This window comes from Pseudoalteromonas sp. SR41-8, from assembly GCF_014163915.1.
Classification (GTDB): Bacteria; Pseudomonadota; Gammaproteobacteria; order Enterobacterales; family Alteromonadaceae; genus Pseudoalteromonas; species Pseudoalteromonas rhizosphaerae.
The window spans coordinates 11,903-32,869 of record NZ_JACJEE010000037.1 but is presented as its reverse complement, the minus strand read 5'-3'; the positions used below and the strand labels follow the sequence as shown (position 1 = coordinate 32,869).

Here is a 20,967-nt window from a genome sequence, read left to right as displayed (position 1 = left end):
AAAGTAAGTAATTTGGATGAAAATTAAATCATATACAAGGAGTGGTATGAACACGTATCAAAGTGCAGTAGCTGGGGTTATTTTTGATTTAGATGGCACCTTAGTATCATCTGAACTTGATTTTACTCTTATCAAAGCTCAAGTCGGGTGTCCTGACGAGCTTGATCTACTTAGTTTTATTGATGGTCTTCCTTCGCCTTACATGCGTGAGGAAGCAATGAATATTGTCCATCAACATGAGCTTATAGATGCTCAACATGCAACGTTGTTACCCGGCGTAGCGCAAGCTATCGCGTGTTTAAAAGAGCAAGCAATACCAATGGCAATCGTGACTCGCAATTACGATCGCGCTACTGCGCTGAAATTAAAAAATAATCCGTTGCCAATTCAAACAGTACTCACGCGTAGTGATGCCCCCCCTAAGCCAGATCCGAGCGCTTTGAATGCAATTGCAACGTTATGGGGAATAGATCAGCAACACATACTTTATGTTGGTGATTATCTTTATGATATCCAGGCTGCACATAATGCCAATATGCGTGCTTGCTTATATGCACCGAGTGATGTGCCTGCATATGCAGATCAAGCTGATTATATTCTGCACCATTTTTCTGAATTGCCTAACTTAATAAATAATTTAGGACAAACACGACAATCACGTATTTTAAATGTCTCCATTTAAAGGTATTAAATATGTTATGTTAAATAGTGCGTTGTTTAACTTTTATAAACATGAGTACTGTCAAATGAAATGTCATAATTGTGATTTTGCAGTCATTTAATCACTAGCTCAATACCGCGCTAATTGTTAAAATGTTGCCAATATCGAGTTTCCAATAGAGGCATAAGATGGGCAGAGCATTTGAAGTACGTAAAAGCTCCATGGCGAAAACAGCCAATGCTAAAACCAAAGTTAATTCTAAGTACGGTAAAGAAATTTACGTAGCAGCAAAAAATGGTGAACCTGATCCAGAAGTAAACCAGTCGCTAAAACGCTTAATCGAACGCGCAAAGCGAGATCAAGTACCAGCACATGTCATCGAAAAAGCGATAGAAAAAGCTGCTGGCGGAGCTGGTGAGGATTATGCAACAGCCCGTTACGAAGGCTATGGCCCAGGTAGCTGTATGGTGATTGTTGACTGTTTAACAGATAACCCAAATCGTACTATTAAAGATGTTCGCTTACCGTTTACTAAAACTGATTCAAAAATAGGTACACCAGGCTGTGTAGCACATATGTTTGATCATTTAGCTGTACTTGGCTTTAGTGGTGACGATGATGAAGTGGTACTTGAAGCTTTAATGATGGCTGATGTTGATGTAACCGATGTAGAAGTTGAAGATGGCAAAGTATCGGTTTTTGCTCCACATACCGAGTATTACAAAGCAAAAACAGCATTAGAAGAGGCGTTTGAAGGTATTATTTTTGAAGTTGACGAAATCACCTTTGTACCACAAGTGCATATAGAAATTAATGATGCTGATGTTATCGCTAATTTTGATAAATTTATTGCAATGTTGGAAGATTGTGACGACGTACAAAACGTTTATCATAACGCCACGGTAGTGAATTAGGCTGAAGTTATAAAGTTATAAAGTTAGCAAGTTAGTAGTTTCGAGAAGATGCAAAAGCGCATTTCATTGTTGGAATGTGCTTTTTTGTTGTTGATAGCTTATTTTTCTGAATGCTGATTATTCAGGAAAGTTATGGTTAAAGGATAATTTAAGCAAAAAAAACCAGCCCGAGGGCTGGCAATATGACACTAACAAACTCGAAGGGGAGCTATTGTTGCGCTTTATATCTTATACGAAACGCATGCAATAATGGTTCAGTATAACCACTGGGTTGTTTAACTCCTTCTAATACAAGGGCTAATGCAGCTTGATATGCAATACTTTGTGCTAAGCTTTGCACTGAATCGGCCATATTAACATAAGCCGGATCCCCTTCATTTTGGCCATCCACTACTTTTGCCATTTTCGCCATAGTAGTTTCTATTTGTGCCTGCGTGCATACACCATGCTGCAACCAGTTAGCCATATGTTGGCTTGAAATACGTAGTGTAGCCCTATCTTCCATTAATCCTATATGGTTAATGTCAGGCACTTTAGAACAGCCTACACCTTGATCAATCCAACGTACTACATAACCTAAAATACCTTGAGCATTGTTATCCAGCTCTGCCTGAATATCTTCTTTGCTCAAACTATTAGGATCAACCATCAAAGGCGGAGTTAATAGTTCTGTTAAACTAGCTTGTTGACGCTGGGCAATCGCTTTTTGACAGGCAAACACATCAACGTCATGATAGTGCATAGCATGTAAGGTGGCTGCAGTAGGGGAGGGCACCCAAGCAGTATTAGCGCCTGCTTGCGGATGGGCAATTTTTTGCTCCATCATCAACGCCATTTTATCGGGCATTGGCCACATACCTTTGCCTATTTGTGCGCGACCACTTAACCCGGTTTGCAAACCGATATCGACATTTCTGTCTTCATAAGCATTGATCCAAGGTTGTTGTTTAATGGCTGCTTTTGGTAATACTACACCTGCTTGCATTGAGGTATGAATTTCATCACCTGTACGGTCTAAAAAGCCAGTATTGATAAATACCACACGTTGTTTAGCAGCATTAATACAGGCTTTTAAGTTCACCGATGTACGGCGCTCTTCATCCATAATGCCCATTTTGATGGTGTTTTTGGGTAACTGTAAAAGCTGTTCAATACGACTAAATAATGTATTGGTAAAAGCAACTTCTTCAGGACCATGCATTTTCGGTTTGACGATATTGATACTGGCTGCAGTTGAATTTTTTACCGGGCTATTGCCATTTAAGTCATGCAGTGCGGCAGTGACCGTGATCATTGCATCCATGATACCTTCAAATACGTCGCGGCCTTGGCTATCTTGAATCGCAGGGTTTGTCATTAAATGGCCAACATTACGCACAAACATCATACTACGCCCTTTTAGACTTAGCGGTTTCCCATCAATACCTGAATAACTGCGGTCTTTAGCGAGTGTACGCTCAATCGTTTTGCCATCTTTTGTGAATGACTCAGCGAGAGTTCCTTTCATTAAGCCTAACCAATTTTGATACACTTGCACTTTATCTTCGCCGTCAACGGCGGCAACGGAGTCTTCACAATCCATAATGGTGGTAAGTGCAGCTTCGAGGAGGACGTCTTTTAAGCCCGCTTTGTCGGCTGCACCAATGCTATGATTATGATCTATTTGTAGCTCTATATGGAGGCCATGACTGAGTAATAAAATTGCACTGGGGTTTTGTGCTTCACCTTGAAAACCAATAAGTTGCGCTGGTTGTTTTAAGCCTGTTTGTGAGCTATCACGTAAGGTGATGATGAGCTGGCCATTAACTACCGAATAATTAGTACTTTCAATATGTGAGCCATTTTCAAGTGGTAACGCTTTATCTAAAAACTGCCTTGCGTAGGCCATTACTTTAAAACCGCGAACAGGATTATAGTTGCTGCCTTTTTCAGCGCCATCTTCTTCGCTAAGTACATCAGTGCCGTATAAGGCATCGTATAACGACCCCCAGCGTGCGTTAGCGGCATTAAGTGCAAAGCGTGCATTACTTACTGGCACAACCAGCTGAGGGCCAGCTGTGCGGGCTATTTCAGGCTCAACATTTTCTGTCTCAATGCAAAAATTATCGGGCTCAGGGACTAAATAACCAATGTCAGTTAAAAACTGTTGGTATTGCGCTGCATCCCAGTGTTTATTTGCTAGGTGATAGCTATCAATTTGGTGTTGTAGGTCTTCACGCTTGACTAATAATGCACGGTTAAGCGGACTAAGGTCATCAATAATTTCAGCAAATCCTTGCCAAAAGTGTTGTTCGCTAATACCTGTACCGGGTAGCAGTTGCTGGTTAACAAAATCGGCTAATTGGTTATCTACGGTTAATCCAAATTGGCTGTGAGAGAGTGTCATAATCGATATCCTTTTAAACGGTCGCGGTGCAATTGACTGCATGTGAGCAATCTTTTGTTAACCATAACCTAAAAATACGCAATAGGTGTTCTTTTAGCCATTCACTAAATATATAGCCAGCATAACAACTATAAATTTACTAAATCCAATAAATCGGCCTAATGTTGATTTAAGCGCTACAGAGCATTAACTCTTAGCCTCTCACACAACCATATAAATAAAATTTAGTTTTAACCCGTTCAGAGGATTTTTTATTATGACTACTTATCAACGTGAAACCGATACTTTAGCTACACTTTGTCAAGCACAAGGTAAAACATGGCAAGCAATTAATCCTGAATACGCAAGTCGTATGCGTTTGCAAAATCGTTTTCGTACGGGATTAGACATCGCTCAGTTTACAGCTGACATCATGCGTGAAGATATGGCTGCATATGATGCTGATACCAGCCAATACACACAATCGCTTGGTTGCTGGCATGGTTTTACTGCCCAACAAATGATGATGGCGATTAAACGTCACCAAAAAACCACTAAGCGTAGCTACGTATACCTAAGCGGTTGGATGGTTGCTGCGCTGCGCTCTGAGTTCGGCCCACTACCGGATCAAAGTATGCACGAAAAAACCTCAGTACCGGCGTTGATTGAAGAAATTTATACTTTCCTAAAACAAGCCGATGCTCGTGAACTTGACCATTTATTTAAAGACTTAGATAACGCCAAAGCAACTGGTGGTGATGTACAAGCGGTACTTGATAAAATAGATAACTTTGAAAGTCATGTGGTACCGATCATCGCAGATATTGATGCTGGTTTTGGTAATGAAGAAGCAACCTACTTACTCGCTAAAAAAATGATTGAAGCGGGGGCATGTGCTATCCAAATCGAAAACCAAGTTTCAGACGCGAAGCAATGTGGTCACCAAGCAGGTAAAGTAACTGTGCCACACGAAGACTTTTTAGCAAAAATTAACGCCGTGCGTTATGCCTTTTTAGAACTGGGTATTGATAACGGTATTATTGTCGCACGTACTGACTCACTTGGTGCCAGCTTGACCCAAAAAGTGCCGGTATCACAAACACCTGGCGACCTTGCTAGTCAGTACAATGCGTTTTTAGAAACCACACCAATTAACGGTGTTGAAGATTTAAATGAAGGTGATACGGCAATGAAGCTGAACGGCCAACTATGCAAGCCGACTCGCCTTGATAATGGTTTATACCAATTCCGCGAAGGCACAGAAAAAGACCGTGTTGTACTAGATTGTATTACCAGCTTGCAATCGGGTGCTGATTTACTGTGGATTGAAACTGAAAAACCACATGTAAAACAAATTGCTGAACTGGTTAATCGGGTTAAAGAGCAAGTTCCTGACGCTAAACTGGTTTATAACAATTCACCTTCTTTCAACTGGACATTGAAATTCCGCGAGCAAGTTTATCAACAGTGGTTAGACGAAGGTAAAGACTTATCTGCTTATCCAAGCATTGATGATAATAAGGCGCTAATGGCACCAGAGATGGATGCAACTGAACTTGCAGTCGCAGCAGATGAGTTAGTACAAAACTTCCAACGTGATGGCGCGCGCGAAGCTGGTATTTTCCACCACTTAATTACGCTACCGACCTATCACACGGCTGCATTGAGCACTGATATTCTGTCAGAAGGCTACTTTGGTGACTTAGGTATGCTGGCTTATGTACGTGATGTGCAGCGTCAAGAAATTCGCCGCGAACAAGCATCCGTTAAGCATCAAGACTTAGCAGGTTCTAACATGGGAGATACCCATAAAGAGTACTTCTCAGGTGAAAATGCGCTTAAAGCTGGCGGCGAAGCAAACACTATGAACCAGTTCTAACATAACAGTCCAACTCAACAATGTTACCAAGGGCCGCAAGGCCCTTTTTTTGATGCTAGCAATTACAGAGGATATACAGCTTTACACTTGCTAACTTTACCGCTCAGATCAGATTTTAACTAAGGCTTGGATCAGTATTTAACTAGCATCAGATTTATTTTCAATTTTTGGATCAGAGTTTAATCAAGTGAATTTTTTGGCGGTATTTTTTATCAATTTAGCGATTTAATCAGCTTTTAGCTCTTTGGAAAGGGGGGATTTTGATAAAAATGGCCGTTATTAGCCATTAATCAGAAAATATAAACCGATTTTTTACCAACTCTAACCGACTACAAACCACTTTTTTACCAACTTAAACGCCATAAACAGTGACTCAAACCGATTTTTTACTAACTCGATGACCAAAAAATGTCATAAACCGAAATTTTACTAACTCGATTTTTTACAAAGTCCGATACTTGTGTAAACTTTAGAATATGTGAATGAGCACTCACTTTTTGTAAAGGGGGTTTACAGGGGATTTGACTAGGGACAAATTAGCGAGAGTAAAAGTTGTTAAGGACCAAGCTACGGTTTCTAGCTTCACACTTGCAACTTGTTAACTTTACTCTCGCCGCTAACTAATTTCTATTTACTATGCTTATCAAACCACCATTGAATATAAGCTACTTTAGCCATCAAGTTTGACGGCCGTTTTGTTATGCCATGTGATGCATCAGGAATACGTACCATTGCTGTATCAACTCCTTGTAGCTTTAATGCTTGATAGAATTGCTCGGTCTCAGAAATAGGAGTGCGGTAATCCGCTTCACCAGTGAGTAGCATGGTTGGTGTTTTAACATTACCAACATAGCTAATTGGCGAGCGTTTCATATAATGCTCAATATGATCCCATGGCTTACCTGGGAACCAGTAATCGGCAAAGAATGGGTAGAAGTCAGCAGTTAGTACAAAGCTGATCCAATTGATCACCGGCTTGGCAACAACAGCGGCGGCAAATCTGTCGGTATGGCCAACAATCCACGCCGTAAGTACACCGCCACCTGAGCCACCGGTTACAAACAGTTTTGACTGATCAATAAAACCTTTGCCAATAAGCGCATCAACGCCAGTCATTAAGTCATCAAAATCGTTACTAGGATAATTGTGATGAATAGTTTGCGCGAACTGCTTCCCATATGAATCACTACCACGCGGGTTCATATATAAAACCACATTACCTTTAGCGGCAAATAATTGTATTTCAGCGCTAAAGTGTGGACCGTAGTTAGCGACAGGGCCGCCGTGTATTTCTAAAATAAGGGGATATTTTTTACTACTATCAAACCCAGGAGGGTAGGCGACCCAACCTTGAATTGGTAAGTCGTCATAACTTGATTTCAGCCAAATTTCTTCTACTTTTGCCAGCTGTTTATTACCAAGCGCGTCGTCATTTAATTTTGTTAAACGTTGTGTTTTACCATTTTTAACTATTGCTATATCAGCAGGACGTTGGGTATCAGCAAGCGTGATTGCCACATCACCATCGTCGCTTATATCAAAGTCACCACCAGAATAAGGGCGACCGAATGAAACACTCCCTATTTTTTGTGTGATCACTTTTCGTTTGCCGCTACGTGGTTGATAAGCGAGTGCGGTTTGGCCTTCACTGGCGTAACTAAAATAAAGCCCTCTAGAATTATCAGCCCATTTAATTTGCTCGACACTGCGGTCAAAATCAGCGGTTAAACTTGTGGTATCACCCGATTTTAAATCGAGAATATATAGCTGGGTATTTTCATAATTGGTACGTTTATCATCATAACCGGTATAGGCAAGATAACGCCCATCTGGTGATATTTGTGGTTGCTGATCAGGACCTTCTCGGTCGGTAAGCGCTGTTATTTGTAGATCATTTAATGTCAGCTGATATATTTCAGAATTTGTTGGTTTGAGTTTAAAGTCAGCATGGCGATTAGCCGAAAAATAAAGGCTGTTACCATCTTCAGAAAAGCTAACTGGCCCGCCATGATCAAAGTCGCCAGAGGTTAACTGACGGGCATTACCGCCATTGGCTTCAATAGTAAACAAATGACGAAAACCAGGCTTGGTATAACCGCCGCCATCGGCACGATAATATACGTCATCAATAAATTTAGCAGGCTCTGCCCAGCTGGCACCTTCAGGCTTGCCTGGTAAGTTAATAGGAGAACTAACTTTACTCGGTACAAATTGGCTAAACAGTAATTGCCGACCATTAGGTGACCACTGCAAACTTGAAGGGCTTTGAGTAAGATTACTAATTTTTGCAACAGCGCCTGTTTTTAGCCATTTTACATAAATTTGGCTACTGCCATCACGAGTTGAAATAAACGCTAAACGTGATTGGTCTGGCGACAAGACAGGGGAGTAATCCATATGTACACCCGATGTAAGCGGTTGTAATTGCTTTGAACTACTGTCGACAGACCAAATATTACTAACTTTACTATCTGATTTAATGTCCATCCGATTTCGAACAAAGTAGACGGTTTTACCGTCGTTAGTCATTTCAATTTGATTGGCATATTCAAGGTCGAATACATTTTCTAGTTGAAAAGTTTGCAGGTTATCATTGGCTAATACTGAAAAACACAGCGAGGTTAGGAGGGCTGCGGGGGCAATCAATTTCATTTTAATTCCTTGTTATTAATTATCGCACCTAACCGTTATAGAATAACAAAACCCAAAGGTACACCATCATGCGATGAATACCTGATTGATTATTAGTGGCTACTTGCCGACATTAGTATTTTTGAGTGGTTGAGCTGCGATAGTAAATTCACACTCGGTGAGTACTACACTTTTATTACATTGATAGAAAACGGTTACGTAAGTGTCTTGAGGCACTTGCTCTGCGAGCGTTTTAGTAATTTTAAACTGCAATTGTTGCTGATTAAAAGCAATTAGCTGTGCAGCTTCAAAACCAAAAAATTGCTTTACGCTTGGATATAGTGCTTTAAAAATACTTTCTTTTGCTGAAAAAATGACGGTTAATGGATGTGAAAGCTGCCCAGCCAATCGCCTAAACAGTGGATATTCATCAGGATGCAAAATTTGCTTTTGTAGCTCTAGCTCTTGTTTGGCACTCATTAGTTGCTCTATATCAATACCAATTCCAGCGATATCAGTGTGCTGACATGCTATAGCCATTGCGATCCCTTGCGTGTGGGTAATGCTACCAATAATGTTTTTAGGCCATATGGGCGCGCGATCGGGGCCTGAGATAATATCAAAACAGGGGATATTGAGGGCGGTTAACACCTGTTTTGCGCAAAAACGGCCGGCGAGGTATTCAGCTCTTCGTTTAACAACAGCCTTTTGTAGTTGTTGCGGTAACACAATCTGATAATTTAAAAAGTCACTGTCAATAAAACTACTACTGTCAAACTCACAACAATAACTATTATGACTAAGTTGTGGGCTCAGTTTAGTATAAAGAGAAAAATCCATAACATTTTGCTGTTTTGTTTAGTGTCATTAGTAAGACTTTGATAATACGCTAATAACTTCATAAATAAAGTAAAGGCTATGACTATTTAAGCTGAGCTTTGGTTAAGAGATTTACTAACATATTTATTTTAGCATTAATATTATTTTACTCCCCAGCCGGAAATTTTCAGGGATAACAAAGCGATTGAGCTTGGCGCTACTGATAAGGGCGCAGCCGGTCTACGTGAAATGGCAAGCGTTCAGGCGTGTCAATTAAAGCAATTAGGCATTATGAAAGTATAGGTCTACTGACAAACATAGAACGTCAAGGTTGTTACCGTATTTATGATAACGCTGATGTGGAATTTGTTTCGCTTATAAACGTGCACAATTATTAGGGTTAAGTTTAACTCAATTAAAACAGCTAAAAGTCACTAGACATGACTTAGATTGGCCTGCTTTAATGGCTTTGCCTTTCAATATCAACCTAATAAAAGCATTCCTGAAAAACTTCTTAAAGTACTTACCGCAGAGGTTGTACTAACGCTTGATACCCCCGTTTATTATCGTTATTTTCAAGGAGACTGTGTGACAAAGCAGTTGAAGCACACAATTTTAGGCTTGTGTGGCATTAAAGTGCTAAAAATAACGCATATTGGTCCAATCATCAGTTCAACGACAAAGTAGCGGGCTAAGTGCTTAAAACAGATGGCTAAAATGGCGATGAAATGAGAGTATAGACTTTACTTTATAGCTTGCAAGATCTTTAAGTACCGTTTAATAACAATAATATAAGTGAGAATACGTGTGCGCTTTTGTATTTTAACACTCGTTTTAATAGGGATTTTATCGGCACTGGTTGGCTGCTCAGGAGAGCCAGTTTTTGAAGCTCCATCAACATCACAATTTCGCCATACGCAAGAAATTGTTGAGTCTGCGGCGTTATCTAATGATGGCCAGCTAAGTGTTGTCTCAGAGCAAGGTAAGGTATGTGTATGGGATAATAAGATAAGCAAAATCTTGTTTAGTTGCATTTCCGGTGATGATGCAAAACATATTGAACTGCTTGGCTTTAGTGATGATAAAACTAAGTTTTATATTTCTAACCGCACGTCAGTACATTTATTTTCAGTTGCAAATGGTCAACTACTGGGTAGTTGGTCAACAGGGAAAAACATTGCTCGTGATATTGCAATATCAGCAAACGGTCAGTTAATAGTGGTAGGCTATCGTAGCGGTGAAGCTGATGTGATCAACTCTCTAACTAAGCAAAATACGCTATTTCAAGTTCATCGCCTTGATATTAATTCTGTAGCACTATCTGCAGATGGACAAACAGCATTAAGCGGTTCAAGCGATAAGTTTTGTTATTTATGGTCAACGAAAGATGGCACTATTTTAAAAGAGTTCAAATTAGCGACTCGTGTTAATCATGTCAATATAAACGAAAATGCAAGTTTAGGTTTTGCGATAGATTCTGTTGATGATCGTATATTTCTTGATTTAAACACCGGTATTAAAAAAGCTGAGCTAAATATATTTACTAATTTTATAGAGTTTAACCACTCGCGGTTTGTAAATGATGATAAATGGTTTTTAACCGGCTCACCGAAAAGCACGATACAATTATGGCGTGTAAAAGATGGTACATTATTGGCTGAGTATAAAGCGACACAACAGCGCATTCGTGGCTCAGTTTTAGCTGTAGCGTATGATAAAGAAAATAAAACAATTGTCAGCGAAAGCAGTGATGGAGTACTAGAAGTTTGGCCGTATCAGCCTAAGTAAGCGAAAACTTAATTGGATTTTAAAAGCCGTGTTTACTTAACAACCCCGGCTTTTATAATTACCGCTTAGCGCTATTAATAATCAAACTTATGTTCAGTAAATAAGCTCTGTACTTGTTGCCATATTTTCCCTGGTTTGCCATCAGCGACCAGTTGACCGTTGAGTTTTACCACTGGGCCAACTTCTTTTGTGGCACTGGTGATCCACACTTCATCGGCTGCAAATAGTTCCTGCTTAGTAATAATACGTTCTTGAACTTTAAAGTCACTGTGGCTGTGTAATATCGTTAAAATTAACCAGCGAGTGATACCCGGTAAAATTTGGTTATCCAATGGGGGTGTGCTGATCACGCCATCTTTAACAATAAACACATTACTTGAGCTTGCTTCGGTAAGCTCATCTAAGCGATTGTATAAAATGGTTTCTTTATTGCCAGCCGCCGCACCATGCTGGTAATGAATCACGTTGCCGAGTAATGCGGTTGACTTGATGTGGCAACGCTGCCAGCGCTTATCTTGCTCAACGGATACAGTATAAGTCGTGGCGTTGTCGATATCACTAACGGGTTGTGCTGGAATTTCAAAGGCGTAGGCAAATACCGTAGGCGTAATACCACTCGGGTATGCATGAGCACGCTTAGTATCAGCGCCACGGCTAACGTGCAAATAAATACCAAGGTTTTCGCCGTGATTTTTCTCACACAGCTGCTGACAGATTTCACGCCATGTATCAGCTGTATAATCGAGTACAATTTCCAGTTCATTTAAACCATTTTTCATGCGTTCAATATGCGCTGCAAAGCCAAGCATGTTGCCATTATAGGCAGGGATCACTTCGTAAATACCATCGCCAAATAAAAAGCCTCTGTCCATTGGCGATATTTTTGCGTGCTCTGCGTTCATATAGTCGCCGTTTAAATACACCGTACTCATTATAAATCCTCATTCTGATTGGCAACATCGCTAAGCTGACGTAGTCTTGCGATGAGTTGTTGGCCATGCATAGCATGTAAGCCATCTTCGGTTAATTCGTTTTTGTGAGTAACGCCATCTACACTGCCACGTTCACTCAAATATTGCAGGATTGCTAAAGTATCGACTTCTGCGAGTAAGTCTTGGCTATGCCAGCGGCTTAAAAACGCAATAATGCCGTAAGCTGCCCAGTTTGATACATCCGCTAACAGCAGTTCATCGCAGCAAGTAAGGCACGGCATAATGCTCAGCTCGGTCATATATTGTGATAAATTGCCCATCCCTATTTCGTTACCGCCATCACCAATAGCTACCGTTGGGCAGGGTGCTTGGCTGACAAAAAAATCAAAACAACCACAATCAGCTGAAATATCAATACCACGCATATTGTAATATTTATTGCCGTGACACAGCCCGGGGCGCTCGATAGACAATACGCAATCTGGCTTTAATTCAGCCAGCGCAGCTTTGCTAAAAGCCATTGCATCAGTAAAATTATTCAGTGGCAATTCAAAACAGTTAAATTCATTTTTCAGTGCACTGTAAAGGGGGTTTCCACAGACTAAAATAGGATTTTTACCCAGCGTAATTAAAGCATTGTATAAAGCAATGGCGCCTACAGGGCCATCGGTTTCAAAGGTTTGCTTGACGGCAAAACCGGTACCAATGAGTACCGTACTTTTGGCATCAAATAACGACTTTGCAGCGCGCAGATAAGTACCTGTCTGTTGATAGGCATAGAGATTTTGCATACCACGTAGGTTTTGTTCTACCATCATGGTTTCGATTGCTTGACTTAATTGTTCATCACTTAACGAGTGTGGCATAACGCTTTGATCTCTTGAATAAGGGCAATGCCTGCAGCGTTATCGCCATGCACACATAAACTGTCGGCGTGTAAAGGCAGTTGTTTGCCCGATTGTGTGGTTACGCAGCCGGTGGCGAGTAACTGTTTAACTTGTGCTATTAGCGCAGGTTTATCATGCACACTACCAGCAATTTTCCGTGATACTAATTGACCGTCATCGGTATATTGGCGATCAGCAAATGCTTCTAAAATTAATTCAAGGTTATATTGTTGAGCAAGTTGTTGATGTTGCGCTGCTTTCGCAGTGGCGAGAAGCATTAGTTTTAAAGGGCTCGGGTAACTGGCAACAGCTTGCATCACCGTGGTCAAAATTGTTTTATCGGCCATCATATCGTTATATAACGCGCCATGTGGCTTCACATACTCTAAAGTGAGGCCTTGAACTTTTGCCATGCCTTCAATTGCGGCTATTTGATAATGCAGGCAATTGCTTAGCTCTTGTGGTGTTAATGCCATGGAGCGACGCCCAAAGCCCTGTTTATCAGGATAGCTGGGATGCGCGCCTATAATGACGTCATGTTGTTTAGCAAGCATCAGGGTGCGTGCTAGAACATCACTATCACCGCCATGAAAACCACAAGCAATATTAGCCATATCAATATGCGGCATTACATCTTCATCAAGGCCCATTTGCCATGCGCCAAAGCTTTCCCCTAAATCACAATTGAGCTTCATCATTATTTCCGTTTAAAAAGCCGAGATATGGGCGTTTTGAATGTCGGTGATCAGCATATGACCTGGGCTATGTGTAATGCAAAAATCAGGCGCAGCATTAGCTATGGCTACTTGCGGCGTGACACCACAGGCCCAAAATACCGGTACTTCACCGTCTTTAATGGTGACAGATTCACCAAAGTTAGGGCGATTAATATCTTTAATACCTATTGCAGCTGGATCCCCAAAGTGAACTGGCGCTCCATGCACATCTGGAAAGCGGCTACATATTTGGATTGCCCGAATCGCATCTGCCGGCTTCATCGGTCGCATACTAACGACCATGTTAGCATGAAATATACCGGCGCTTTCGCAGGGAATATTAGTCATGTACATAGGTACATTTTTATTTTCCGTAATATTACGTATTTCTAGGCCCGCCAACTTTAACGACTCTTCAAATGAAAACGAGCAACCAATTAAAAAAGTGACCAAGTCATCACGCCATTGCTCTTTGATATTCGTTACTTCTTCAATCAATTGGCCATTTTTAAAAATACGATAGCGAGGTATGTCAGTCCTAATATCTAAATCATGAGCAACATTTGGAATGCTGGTAGCTCCAGGCGTGCGGCTACTTGCTACAATTGGGCACGCTTTTTTGTTTGCTTGGCAAAATTGTAAAAAATCAAACGCATAGCGCTGGGGCAAAATCACTAAATTAGCCTGTACAAAGCCGGGAACAAAGCCCGATGTACTACCGGTATAATCTTCATTCCTGATCATATTACGAATAGCGTAAGGCGTAGTAAGTGATGCGTTATGTTGCATAGTATCCTCGTAAACTTTTAGTTGTTGTTAATGCCACTGACGGTAACAGGCAAAGTACCTTGCGCTGGCTTTTTACCAACTAGTACTTTTGCAAGAGCAGTAAAAGCTGGCCCTGCTACTTTAACATCATTATCTACATCTATGTTATACGCATAAGTTGCTAAAATTGCATCCGCATATTGGCCAAATGTGGCAATATCGTATGGTGCTCGTAAACTAACAAAAACGGTTTTCTTATCAGCTTGTTGCGCTTGCTGAAGCAGTTTTTCAAGTGCCGGACCTTGCGCCGATTTTGCAATTGCAAATGCAGGGTTATCAGCAAGGTCATCCATGCCGCCAATTTCTACCGCGCTTTGGTTTGGTGATGCATTGCCTGCAATGATGATATCCGCTTCATTGATTGCTTTTAACGTCGCTGTGGGCTCAAAGCCTTGTAAACTGGTGCAGCTAAATGCAAGTGGTTGCTGAGTATTTTCTGCAATTGCCTGTTGTAGCGCCAAACACTTGCGGGTATCAGGCATGATGATATGTACTTTACTATTTTTCGTCAGTTTAATCGGTAAAGTGTGCTGGTCATTTTTAACTTGGGTAATGGCGGCAAGAGCCAGCTCAGCTTCGACTTTGCGATGATTATCATCACCGAGAATAAGTTGTGCTTTTTGCATTGCTAACGATTCGTCAAGCTCTGTGGTCAGTTTAAATTTACTTTTTAAATTGATGATGCGTTGAGCAGAGATAGCGACTTCGTCGGCTTGTAAATTACCTTTTTTAACTTCGCTCACTAAGCGGCTGATCAGTTTATCTAATACGACTAAATCTTTTGGACTACGAATTTCAATTGGCATCAAAGCAATATCAACCCCGGCAGCAAAGGTATTTACAACGGCTTCAATTGGTTCGAAAAAGTGGCTAATACCAGCCATATCTAGCGCATCGGTGATCACTACACCTTGATAGCCCATTTCATCGCGTAATAATTCGCTGATGATTTTATGCGACATCGTCGCAGGTTTGATCATGGTTTTGCCATCTTTACTAACAAATGTGCTGCTATCCAGTGCTGGGTACTGAATATGCGCAGTCATGATCATGCCAGGGTTTTGCTTTTTAATAATAGTTTGAAACGGAGGTAAATCTTTTTCCCAGATAGTTTCTTTATCGTGCATTACTTTTGGCAAGCCGGTGTGGCTATCAACGTTTGTATCACCATGGCCTGGAAAGTGTTTCAGTGAGGTAATTACGCCATTACCTTCAAAGCCAGCAACTTGTGCGCCACCTAAAATACTCACAAGTGTTGGATCTTCACCGTATGAGCGCACATTAATAACCGGGTTATCAGGGTTCATGTTTACATCAACAGTTGGTGCATAGTTAACATTCACACCAATGGCTTTTAATTCATCAGCAATCACTTGTGCAGATTGTGTAGCAAACTTGGTGCCGTGAACCGCATAACTTGCGCCAATCGACATATTACCAGTAAATGAAGTGGCAATATCACGAGGAATACGTGCAACACGTCCGCCTTCTTGGTCAATTGAAATAAATAATGGTGCGCCTAAGCTCGACTTTGCCGCAGCTTGTTGCATAGCATTATTTAATTTAACGATTTGCGCAATATTATCGATATTTTCAGCAAATAAGATCACCCCACCAATATTATGTTTAGTGATCACCTTGGCTAAATCTGCAGGTAATTCAGTGACTGCATTACGGCATTTTTGCTCAGGTGTGTTCTCGCTGTCTTGCTCACAATAATAACGAAAATCGAGCATCAGCTTTTGGCCAAGCTGTTGCTCAAGGGTTAAATTGGTCGCTGCAAAGGTCGATTTCATTGGTAATAAACACCCTAGTCCAAAGAGAATTGATGATATGGCAAACTTATTTAACACAGTAGGCTCCAAAGCTGAATTGCTTATTTTATTTGTGAATATTTTATTCCTGATGGTAATGCCATTTTGGATTAAAATACAACATATTTTTGTCACATTAACGGTTTTTTTGCAGAACTGCAAAAACCACCGACGAATCACATGCTTGCCTGATCATTACATAAATATTAAGAGTTAATAGTTATTTAGATGAAAAAAAATAATATTAGACGAGCTTTTATTAATAGTAATTCGCTCTTATTTCAAGTAATAATATATTCCATAATGCTTGGTGGGTCGCCAAGCGAGTAAATTAACAGAACGCAAAGGGGCAAATAATGGCAACAGCACTGACACTATTTCAACAACAACTCAGTGATAAGCTGCCTGCTTCGGCGTTTATTGAAGATTACCCTAGGCGCTATGCTTTTGGCACTGATGCCAGCTTTTATCGTTTAGTGCCGCAATTAATAGTACTGGTTGCTGATCAGCAACAAGCGCAACAGGTCATCAGTGCCGCTGCAACATATAAAGTTGCCATTACTTTTCGTGCCGCCGGTACTAGCCTATCAGGCCAAGCAATTACAGATTCTGTATTAGTGCTGCTTAGTGATTGCTGGTCTGGTTATCAAATTGAAGATAACGGCGCTGCTATTCGGTTAGAGCCAGCTATTATTGGTGCTCGCGCCAATGCCGTACTTGCGCCTTTTGGCCGTAAAATTGGCCCTGATCCCGCTTCAATCAATAGTTGTAAAATCGCTGGCATGGCAGCCAACAATTCATCAGGTATGTGCTGTGGCGTGGCACAAAATAGTTACCATACAGTAAAGGACATGACCTTAATCTTCGCTGACGGTACAGTGCTTGATACACGCAGTGAGCAAAGCCGTTCTAAATTTTTACATAGCCATAAACCGTTTATTAACGATATCACTGCGCTTGCCCAGCAGGTTACAAATAATCCTGAGTTGGCACAGCGTATCGCTCATAAATACCGCTTAAAAAATACCACGGGTTATGGTTTAAACGCGCTAATTGATTACACTGATCCGATTGAGATCATTAAGCATTTAATGATTGGCTCTGAAGGTACGCTGGGGTTTATTGCTGATATTACTTACCACACGGTGATTGAGCATGCTCATAAAAGCTCAGCGTTTATTATTTTTGATGATATAAGCCAAGTCTGTGAATTAGTAAAGCAGCTAGCAACGCTTGATGTAGCGGCGGTTGAGTTATTGGACAAGCGCTCGCTCCTGTGCGTCGCGCATCATGACATCATGCCTAAAGATGTTCATAACTACCCAGCAGATAGTGCAGCATTATTAATCGAAGTACGTGCAGAAGACGCAACAAAATTAGTTAATTTACAACAACAAGTGGATCAGCTTGTCGCACATTTTAGCGCCCATCAATTAGCGATTATGGCGTTTTCAACAGATGCTAAGCGCAATGCATCATTATGGAATATTCGTAAAGGTACGTTCCCGGCAGTCGGTGCAGTGCGCGAAAATGGCACCACTGTGATCATTGAAGACGTGGCTTTTGAGCTGGATGTATTAGCTCAGGGTGTTAAAGCTCTGCATCAATTATTTGATAAATACAGTTACGATGAAGCGATTATTTTTGGCCATGCCTTAGCGGGTAATTTGCACTTTGTATTTACCCAAGCGTTCGATACACCAGCGCAAGTAGCGCGTTATGAGCAATTTATGCGGGACGTGTCGCAACTGGTGGCGGTTGAACTGAATGGCTCATTAAAAGCTGAGCATGGTACTGGGCGAAATATGGCGCCGTTTGTGGCAACTGAATGGGGCACTGATGGCTTTGCTGTGATGCAACGTATTAAACAATTGTTTGATAAAGACCACATTTTAAACCCAGGAGTGATCATCAATACCGATGAAAACTGCCATATTCAACATTTAAAAACCATGCCTAGCAGCGACGATATAATCGACAAATGTATTGAGTGTGGTTTTTGCGAAACCGTATGCCCATCAAAAGGACTCACCTTAACGCCGCGCCAACGTATTACGCTGTGGCGACGTCGCACTGAATTGGTTAATCAACTTAGTAACACCGGTGATATTAGCGAAAAACAGCACATTAATCGTCAGCTCAGCAGTATCGAAAAAGATTTTCAATATTTAGGTATTGATAGCTGTGCAGCAACCGGGCTGTGTGGCATGAAATGCCCCGTTGGTATTAACACCGGTGAATTTATAAAATCCCTGAGGGCAAAAAAGCAACTCAATGCAAAAATGGCGCCGCGCATAGCCAGTTTTGCGGTCAAACATTTTGCGGTATTAGCAAATACAGCACGCTTTGGTTTAACCAGTATGGCGATGGTGCGAAACATCATTGGTGCACAGGCACTGCGTACTTTAACCAAACCTACTAATAAGCTGATTGGCACCCCACTTTATTATTCAGCGTGGCCAAGGGGGGAGCAGCCAATTAATCACAGCATAGTACACGCACAACAGCCTGATAAAGTGGTTTATCTTCCCAGTTGTGCCAGCAGGGTGTTTGCAGCCGATGAGCAAGCGGATGATCGCCGCTCAATTATGCAAGTTATGCATAGCCTCGCGACTAAAGCGGGAATTGAACTGTTACTGCCGATGCAAATTAATGAGCTATGTTGTGGCATGCCCTTTGCCAGTAAAGGTTTACCTGAACAGGCAAAAAGTAAAGCTGAGCAGTTACTCGATATCGCGCAGCAGGTGTCTGAAAATGGTCGTTACCCGATTATTTTTGACGCCAGTCCATGTGCATTAACAAGCAATGAAGCAGCGCAACAGCGCGGTTTAACAGTACTCGAAAGCGCTGAGTTTGCTTATCAATATTTATTGCCTAAGCTGACCATCACAGCCCAACCAGAGCCGGTTATGTTACATGTTACCTGTAGTAGCAAGCGCCGTGGCAGTGAACAACAACTTGTTGCCGTAGCTAAAGCATGCAGTAACGAAGTAATTATTCCGGCTGATATTGAATGTTGTGGCTTTGCCGGCGATAAGGGCTTTAACTTGCCAGAGCTAAATGCTAATGCATTAAAAACGCTGCGTAACCAAGTGCCTCAAAATTGCAGTAGCGGTATTTCTAATAGCCGCAGTTGTGAAATTGGCTTAACTCAGCACAGCGGTATTAACTACCAATCTGTGCTGTATTTATTAGATAAAGTGAGTCAAGCAGCCTCTTGATGAGGCTTAGACATTATACTTTCCAAAAAATCCCGCGTTTATAGCACGCATACATCACTAGATAAGAGGCGAGTAAAAATAGCAACGAATAGCTAAAAGAGCCTAAATAATTACCAAATAGCGGTTGTAATACTTGATTAAATATAGCACCTTTTAAACTTGTATCAGCCACTGGGATCATAATTAAAATACGCGCTACGATGCCAGCAAACATAAAGAACAAAATAGCGTTAGCGCCAAACACTAAAAACGGCGCACTCCACAAGCGAACTTTACGAATATCGAGAATATAGCTACACAGTGAATAGCATAACATCGCTAGTCCTGAGCTGATTATTACATAGCTTGGTGTCCATAGTGCTTTGTTTATTGGTATTACAAGTGAAAGTAAGCACCCGCAAACAATGCTTGTAATAGCCACTAGGGTAAATATTCTGACTTGTTTGCCAAGGTTTTTTTCAGTGCTTATATAGTATCCGCACAATATTCCTGATAATGCCGTTGCAACTGCAGGTAAGGTTGAGAGTATTCCTTCTGGATCAAATGCTAAAGGTTTTGCTGTGGCATAGTAAACATGATTTGCACCGAGCAGTAAATTATCAAGCCAAGCGCTGAGGTTATTACCATGCAGCCACAGCCCTTTAACGATTTCACCGTTAGGCAATGAATAGGGCGTATATATCATTAACGCGCCGTACCCGATGAGTAAGCTAACAAAGGTAAGCGCAATATACTTTGGTTTTATATAAAGGTAACAAGCTAAGGCAATGAGATAAACTAGACCGATGCGTTGTAAAACGCCCATGATCCTAATACCTGCTAATCGTTCATCTAGCCAGCTGAAATTAGGATCGCGAAAATTATAGTAGAACAGGGCTAAAAACCAACCTAATGCAACTAGCTTTACCGTACGCACTACAACAGATCTGAGTATACTTTGTTTAGTCACTCCTTTTGTCAGCATGGCATTAACCGATAGTGTGATCGACATCCCAACAATAAAAATAAAAAATGGGAAAATTAAATCAGTGGGTGTTAGGCCATGCCAATCAGCATGTTTAAGCGGCCAGTACAGAGATACCCAAACCACCTCAAGATCCGAGTTTCAGTTGGAATTAAAAGCGATGTAGGCAAGGCATTGATTGCAAGTAATAGTGGTTCTATTGTTAAAATCAATAACGCAGTATAAATCGCTTTTAAACTAAACCGTTGGGCGTTTCACAGGCACTTACTCTCATCGTTGTTACTTCTTAAAAGGGACTGCCATTGTTGCAAAGTAACGCCTTGATATTAAGCCCCTGTGCAACGCTGAATTCTGTATCATGAGGTGGTTTGGGTATATAACCAACTTCCTGGGTTATTGACTAGAATCATCGCAGTGATAGTGAACCCTCGCAGTACATCTAAGGCGAGCAAACGATGACTGGGTAATTGTGACAATATATTCTGGCAGTGATGTTTAACCATAACGTTCTTTTATTTGTTATTTGTTTTTTAATTGTAATAATTTAT

At 41.1% G+C, this 20,967-nt stretch carries 15 protein-coding genes; 6 read left to right on the top strand and 9 right to left on the bottom strand.

All coding sequences use genetic code 11. From position 1 onward, the window contains the following. Positions 1-46: 46 nt before the first annotated feature. Positions 47-682 carry an HAD family hydrolase gene (locus H5162_RS18525; RefSeq protein ID WP_145238861.1) on the top strand — a complete coding sequence of 212 codons (636 nt, stop codon included), beginning with the start codon at positions 47-49 and terminating at the stop codon, positions 680-682. Between the two features lie 167 nt (positions 683-849). Beyond that, positions 850-1,575, top strand: coding sequence for a YebC/PmpR family DNA-binding transcriptional regulator (locus H5162_RS18520; protein WP_182779277.1), 726 nt, complete (start codon positions 850-852; stop codon positions 1,573-1,575). A 208-nt stretch (positions 1,576-1,783) separates the two neighbouring features. On the opposite strand, the gene H5162_RS18515 is transcribed toward H5162_RS18520, so the two are convergent. After that, complete coding sequence (locus tag H5162_RS18515) at positions 1,784-3,961, bottom strand: malate synthase G (protein ID WP_182779275.1); 2,178 nt, start codon at positions 3,959-3,961, stop codon at positions 1,784-1,786. A gap of 256 nt (positions 3,962-4,217) precedes the next feature. Here H5162_RS18515 and H5162_RS18510 point away from each other — a divergent pair, with 256 nt between their 5' ends. Further along, a complete protein-coding gene (locus H5162_RS18510; RefSeq protein WP_145238853.1) occupies positions 4,218-5,819 on the top strand; it encodes an isocitrate lyase in 1,602 nt (533 codons plus the stop codon). Between the two features lie 627 nt (positions 5,820-6,446). Here the strand turns inward: H5162_RS18510 and H5162_RS18505 are convergent. Together H5162_RS18505 and H5162_RS18500 are read right to left on the bottom strand one after the other, a co-directional pair. Next, positions 6,447-8,471, bottom strand: coding sequence for a S9 family peptidase (locus tag H5162_RS18505; RefSeq protein WP_182779273.1), 2,025 nt, complete (start codon positions 8,469-8,471; stop codon positions 6,447-6,449). 99 nt (positions 8,472-8,570) lie between these two features. Further along, a complete protein-coding gene (locus H5162_RS18500) occupies positions 8,571-9,290 on the bottom strand; it encodes a 4'-phosphopantetheinyl transferase (protein ID WP_182735471.1) in 720 nt (239 codons plus the stop codon). 245 nt (positions 9,291-9,535) lie between these two features. Between H5162_RS18500 and H5162_RS21565 the strand changes: the two genes are divergently transcribed. Both H5162_RS21565 and H5162_RS18490 read left to right on the top strand, forming a co-directional pair. Further along, a complete protein-coding gene (locus tag H5162_RS21565; protein WP_222428961.1) occupies positions 9,536-9,667 on the top strand; it encodes a MerR family transcriptional regulator in 132 nt (43 codons plus the stop codon). Positions 9,668-10,076: 409 nt separating this feature from the next. Further along, entirely contained in the window at positions 10,077-11,057 is a 981-nt protein-coding gene (locus H5162_RS18490; RefSeq protein ID WP_182779271.1) for a WD40 repeat domain-containing protein, read from the top strand. 74 nt (positions 11,058-11,131) lie between these two features. Here H5162_RS18490 and H5162_RS18485 read toward each other — a convergent pair whose 3' ends face one another. The 5 genes from H5162_RS18485 to H5162_RS18465 are packed head-to-tail and all read right to left on the bottom strand — an operon-like array spanning position 11,132 to position 16,216. Further along, positions 11,132-11,989: an aminotransferase class IV gene (locus H5162_RS18485; RefSeq protein ID WP_145238837.1), complete on the bottom strand. Its 858-nt coding sequence runs from the start codon at positions 11,987-11,989 to the stop codon at positions 11,132-11,134. Continuing rightward, a complete protein-coding gene (locus H5162_RS18480) occupies positions 11,989-12,855 on the bottom strand; it encodes a glutamate cyclase domain-containing protein (RefSeq protein ID WP_182731975.1) in 867 nt (288 codons plus the stop codon). The genes H5162_RS18485 and H5162_RS18480 overlap by 1 nt, the downstream gene beginning before the upstream one ends. Beyond that, positions 12,840-13,571, bottom strand: coding sequence for a 5-oxoprolinase subunit PxpA (locus H5162_RS18475; protein ID WP_182779285.1), 732 nt, complete (start codon positions 13,569-13,571; stop codon positions 12,840-12,842). Before H5162_RS18475 ends, H5162_RS18480 begins: the two co-directional genes overlap by 16 nt. A 12-nt stretch (positions 13,572-13,583) precedes the next feature. Then, complete coding sequence (locus tag H5162_RS18470) at positions 13,584-14,381, bottom strand: putative hydro-lyase (protein WP_149980357.1); 798 nt, start codon at positions 14,379-14,381, stop codon at positions 13,584-13,586. A 17-nt stretch (positions 14,382-14,398) separates the two neighbouring features. Beyond that, a complete protein-coding gene (locus H5162_RS18465) occupies positions 14,399-16,216 on the bottom strand; it encodes a glycoside hydrolase family 3 protein (protein ID WP_182759731.1) in 1,818 nt (605 codons plus the stop codon). A gap of 374 nt (positions 16,217-16,590) precedes the next feature. Between H5162_RS18465 and H5162_RS18460 the strand changes: the two genes are divergently transcribed. Further along, entirely contained in the window at positions 16,591-19,455 is a 2,865-nt protein-coding gene (locus H5162_RS18460; RefSeq protein WP_182779269.1) for an FAD-binding and (Fe-S)-binding domain-containing protein, read from the top strand. 13 nt (positions 19,456-19,468) lie between these two features. Here the strand turns inward: H5162_RS18460 and H5162_RS18455 are convergent, their stop codons facing one another. Next, positions 19,469-20,545, bottom strand: coding sequence for a DUF5009 domain-containing protein (locus tag H5162_RS18455; protein ID WP_182779267.1), 1,077 nt, complete (start codon positions 20,543-20,545; stop codon positions 19,469-19,471). Positions 20,546-20,967 lie beyond the last annotated feature (422 nt).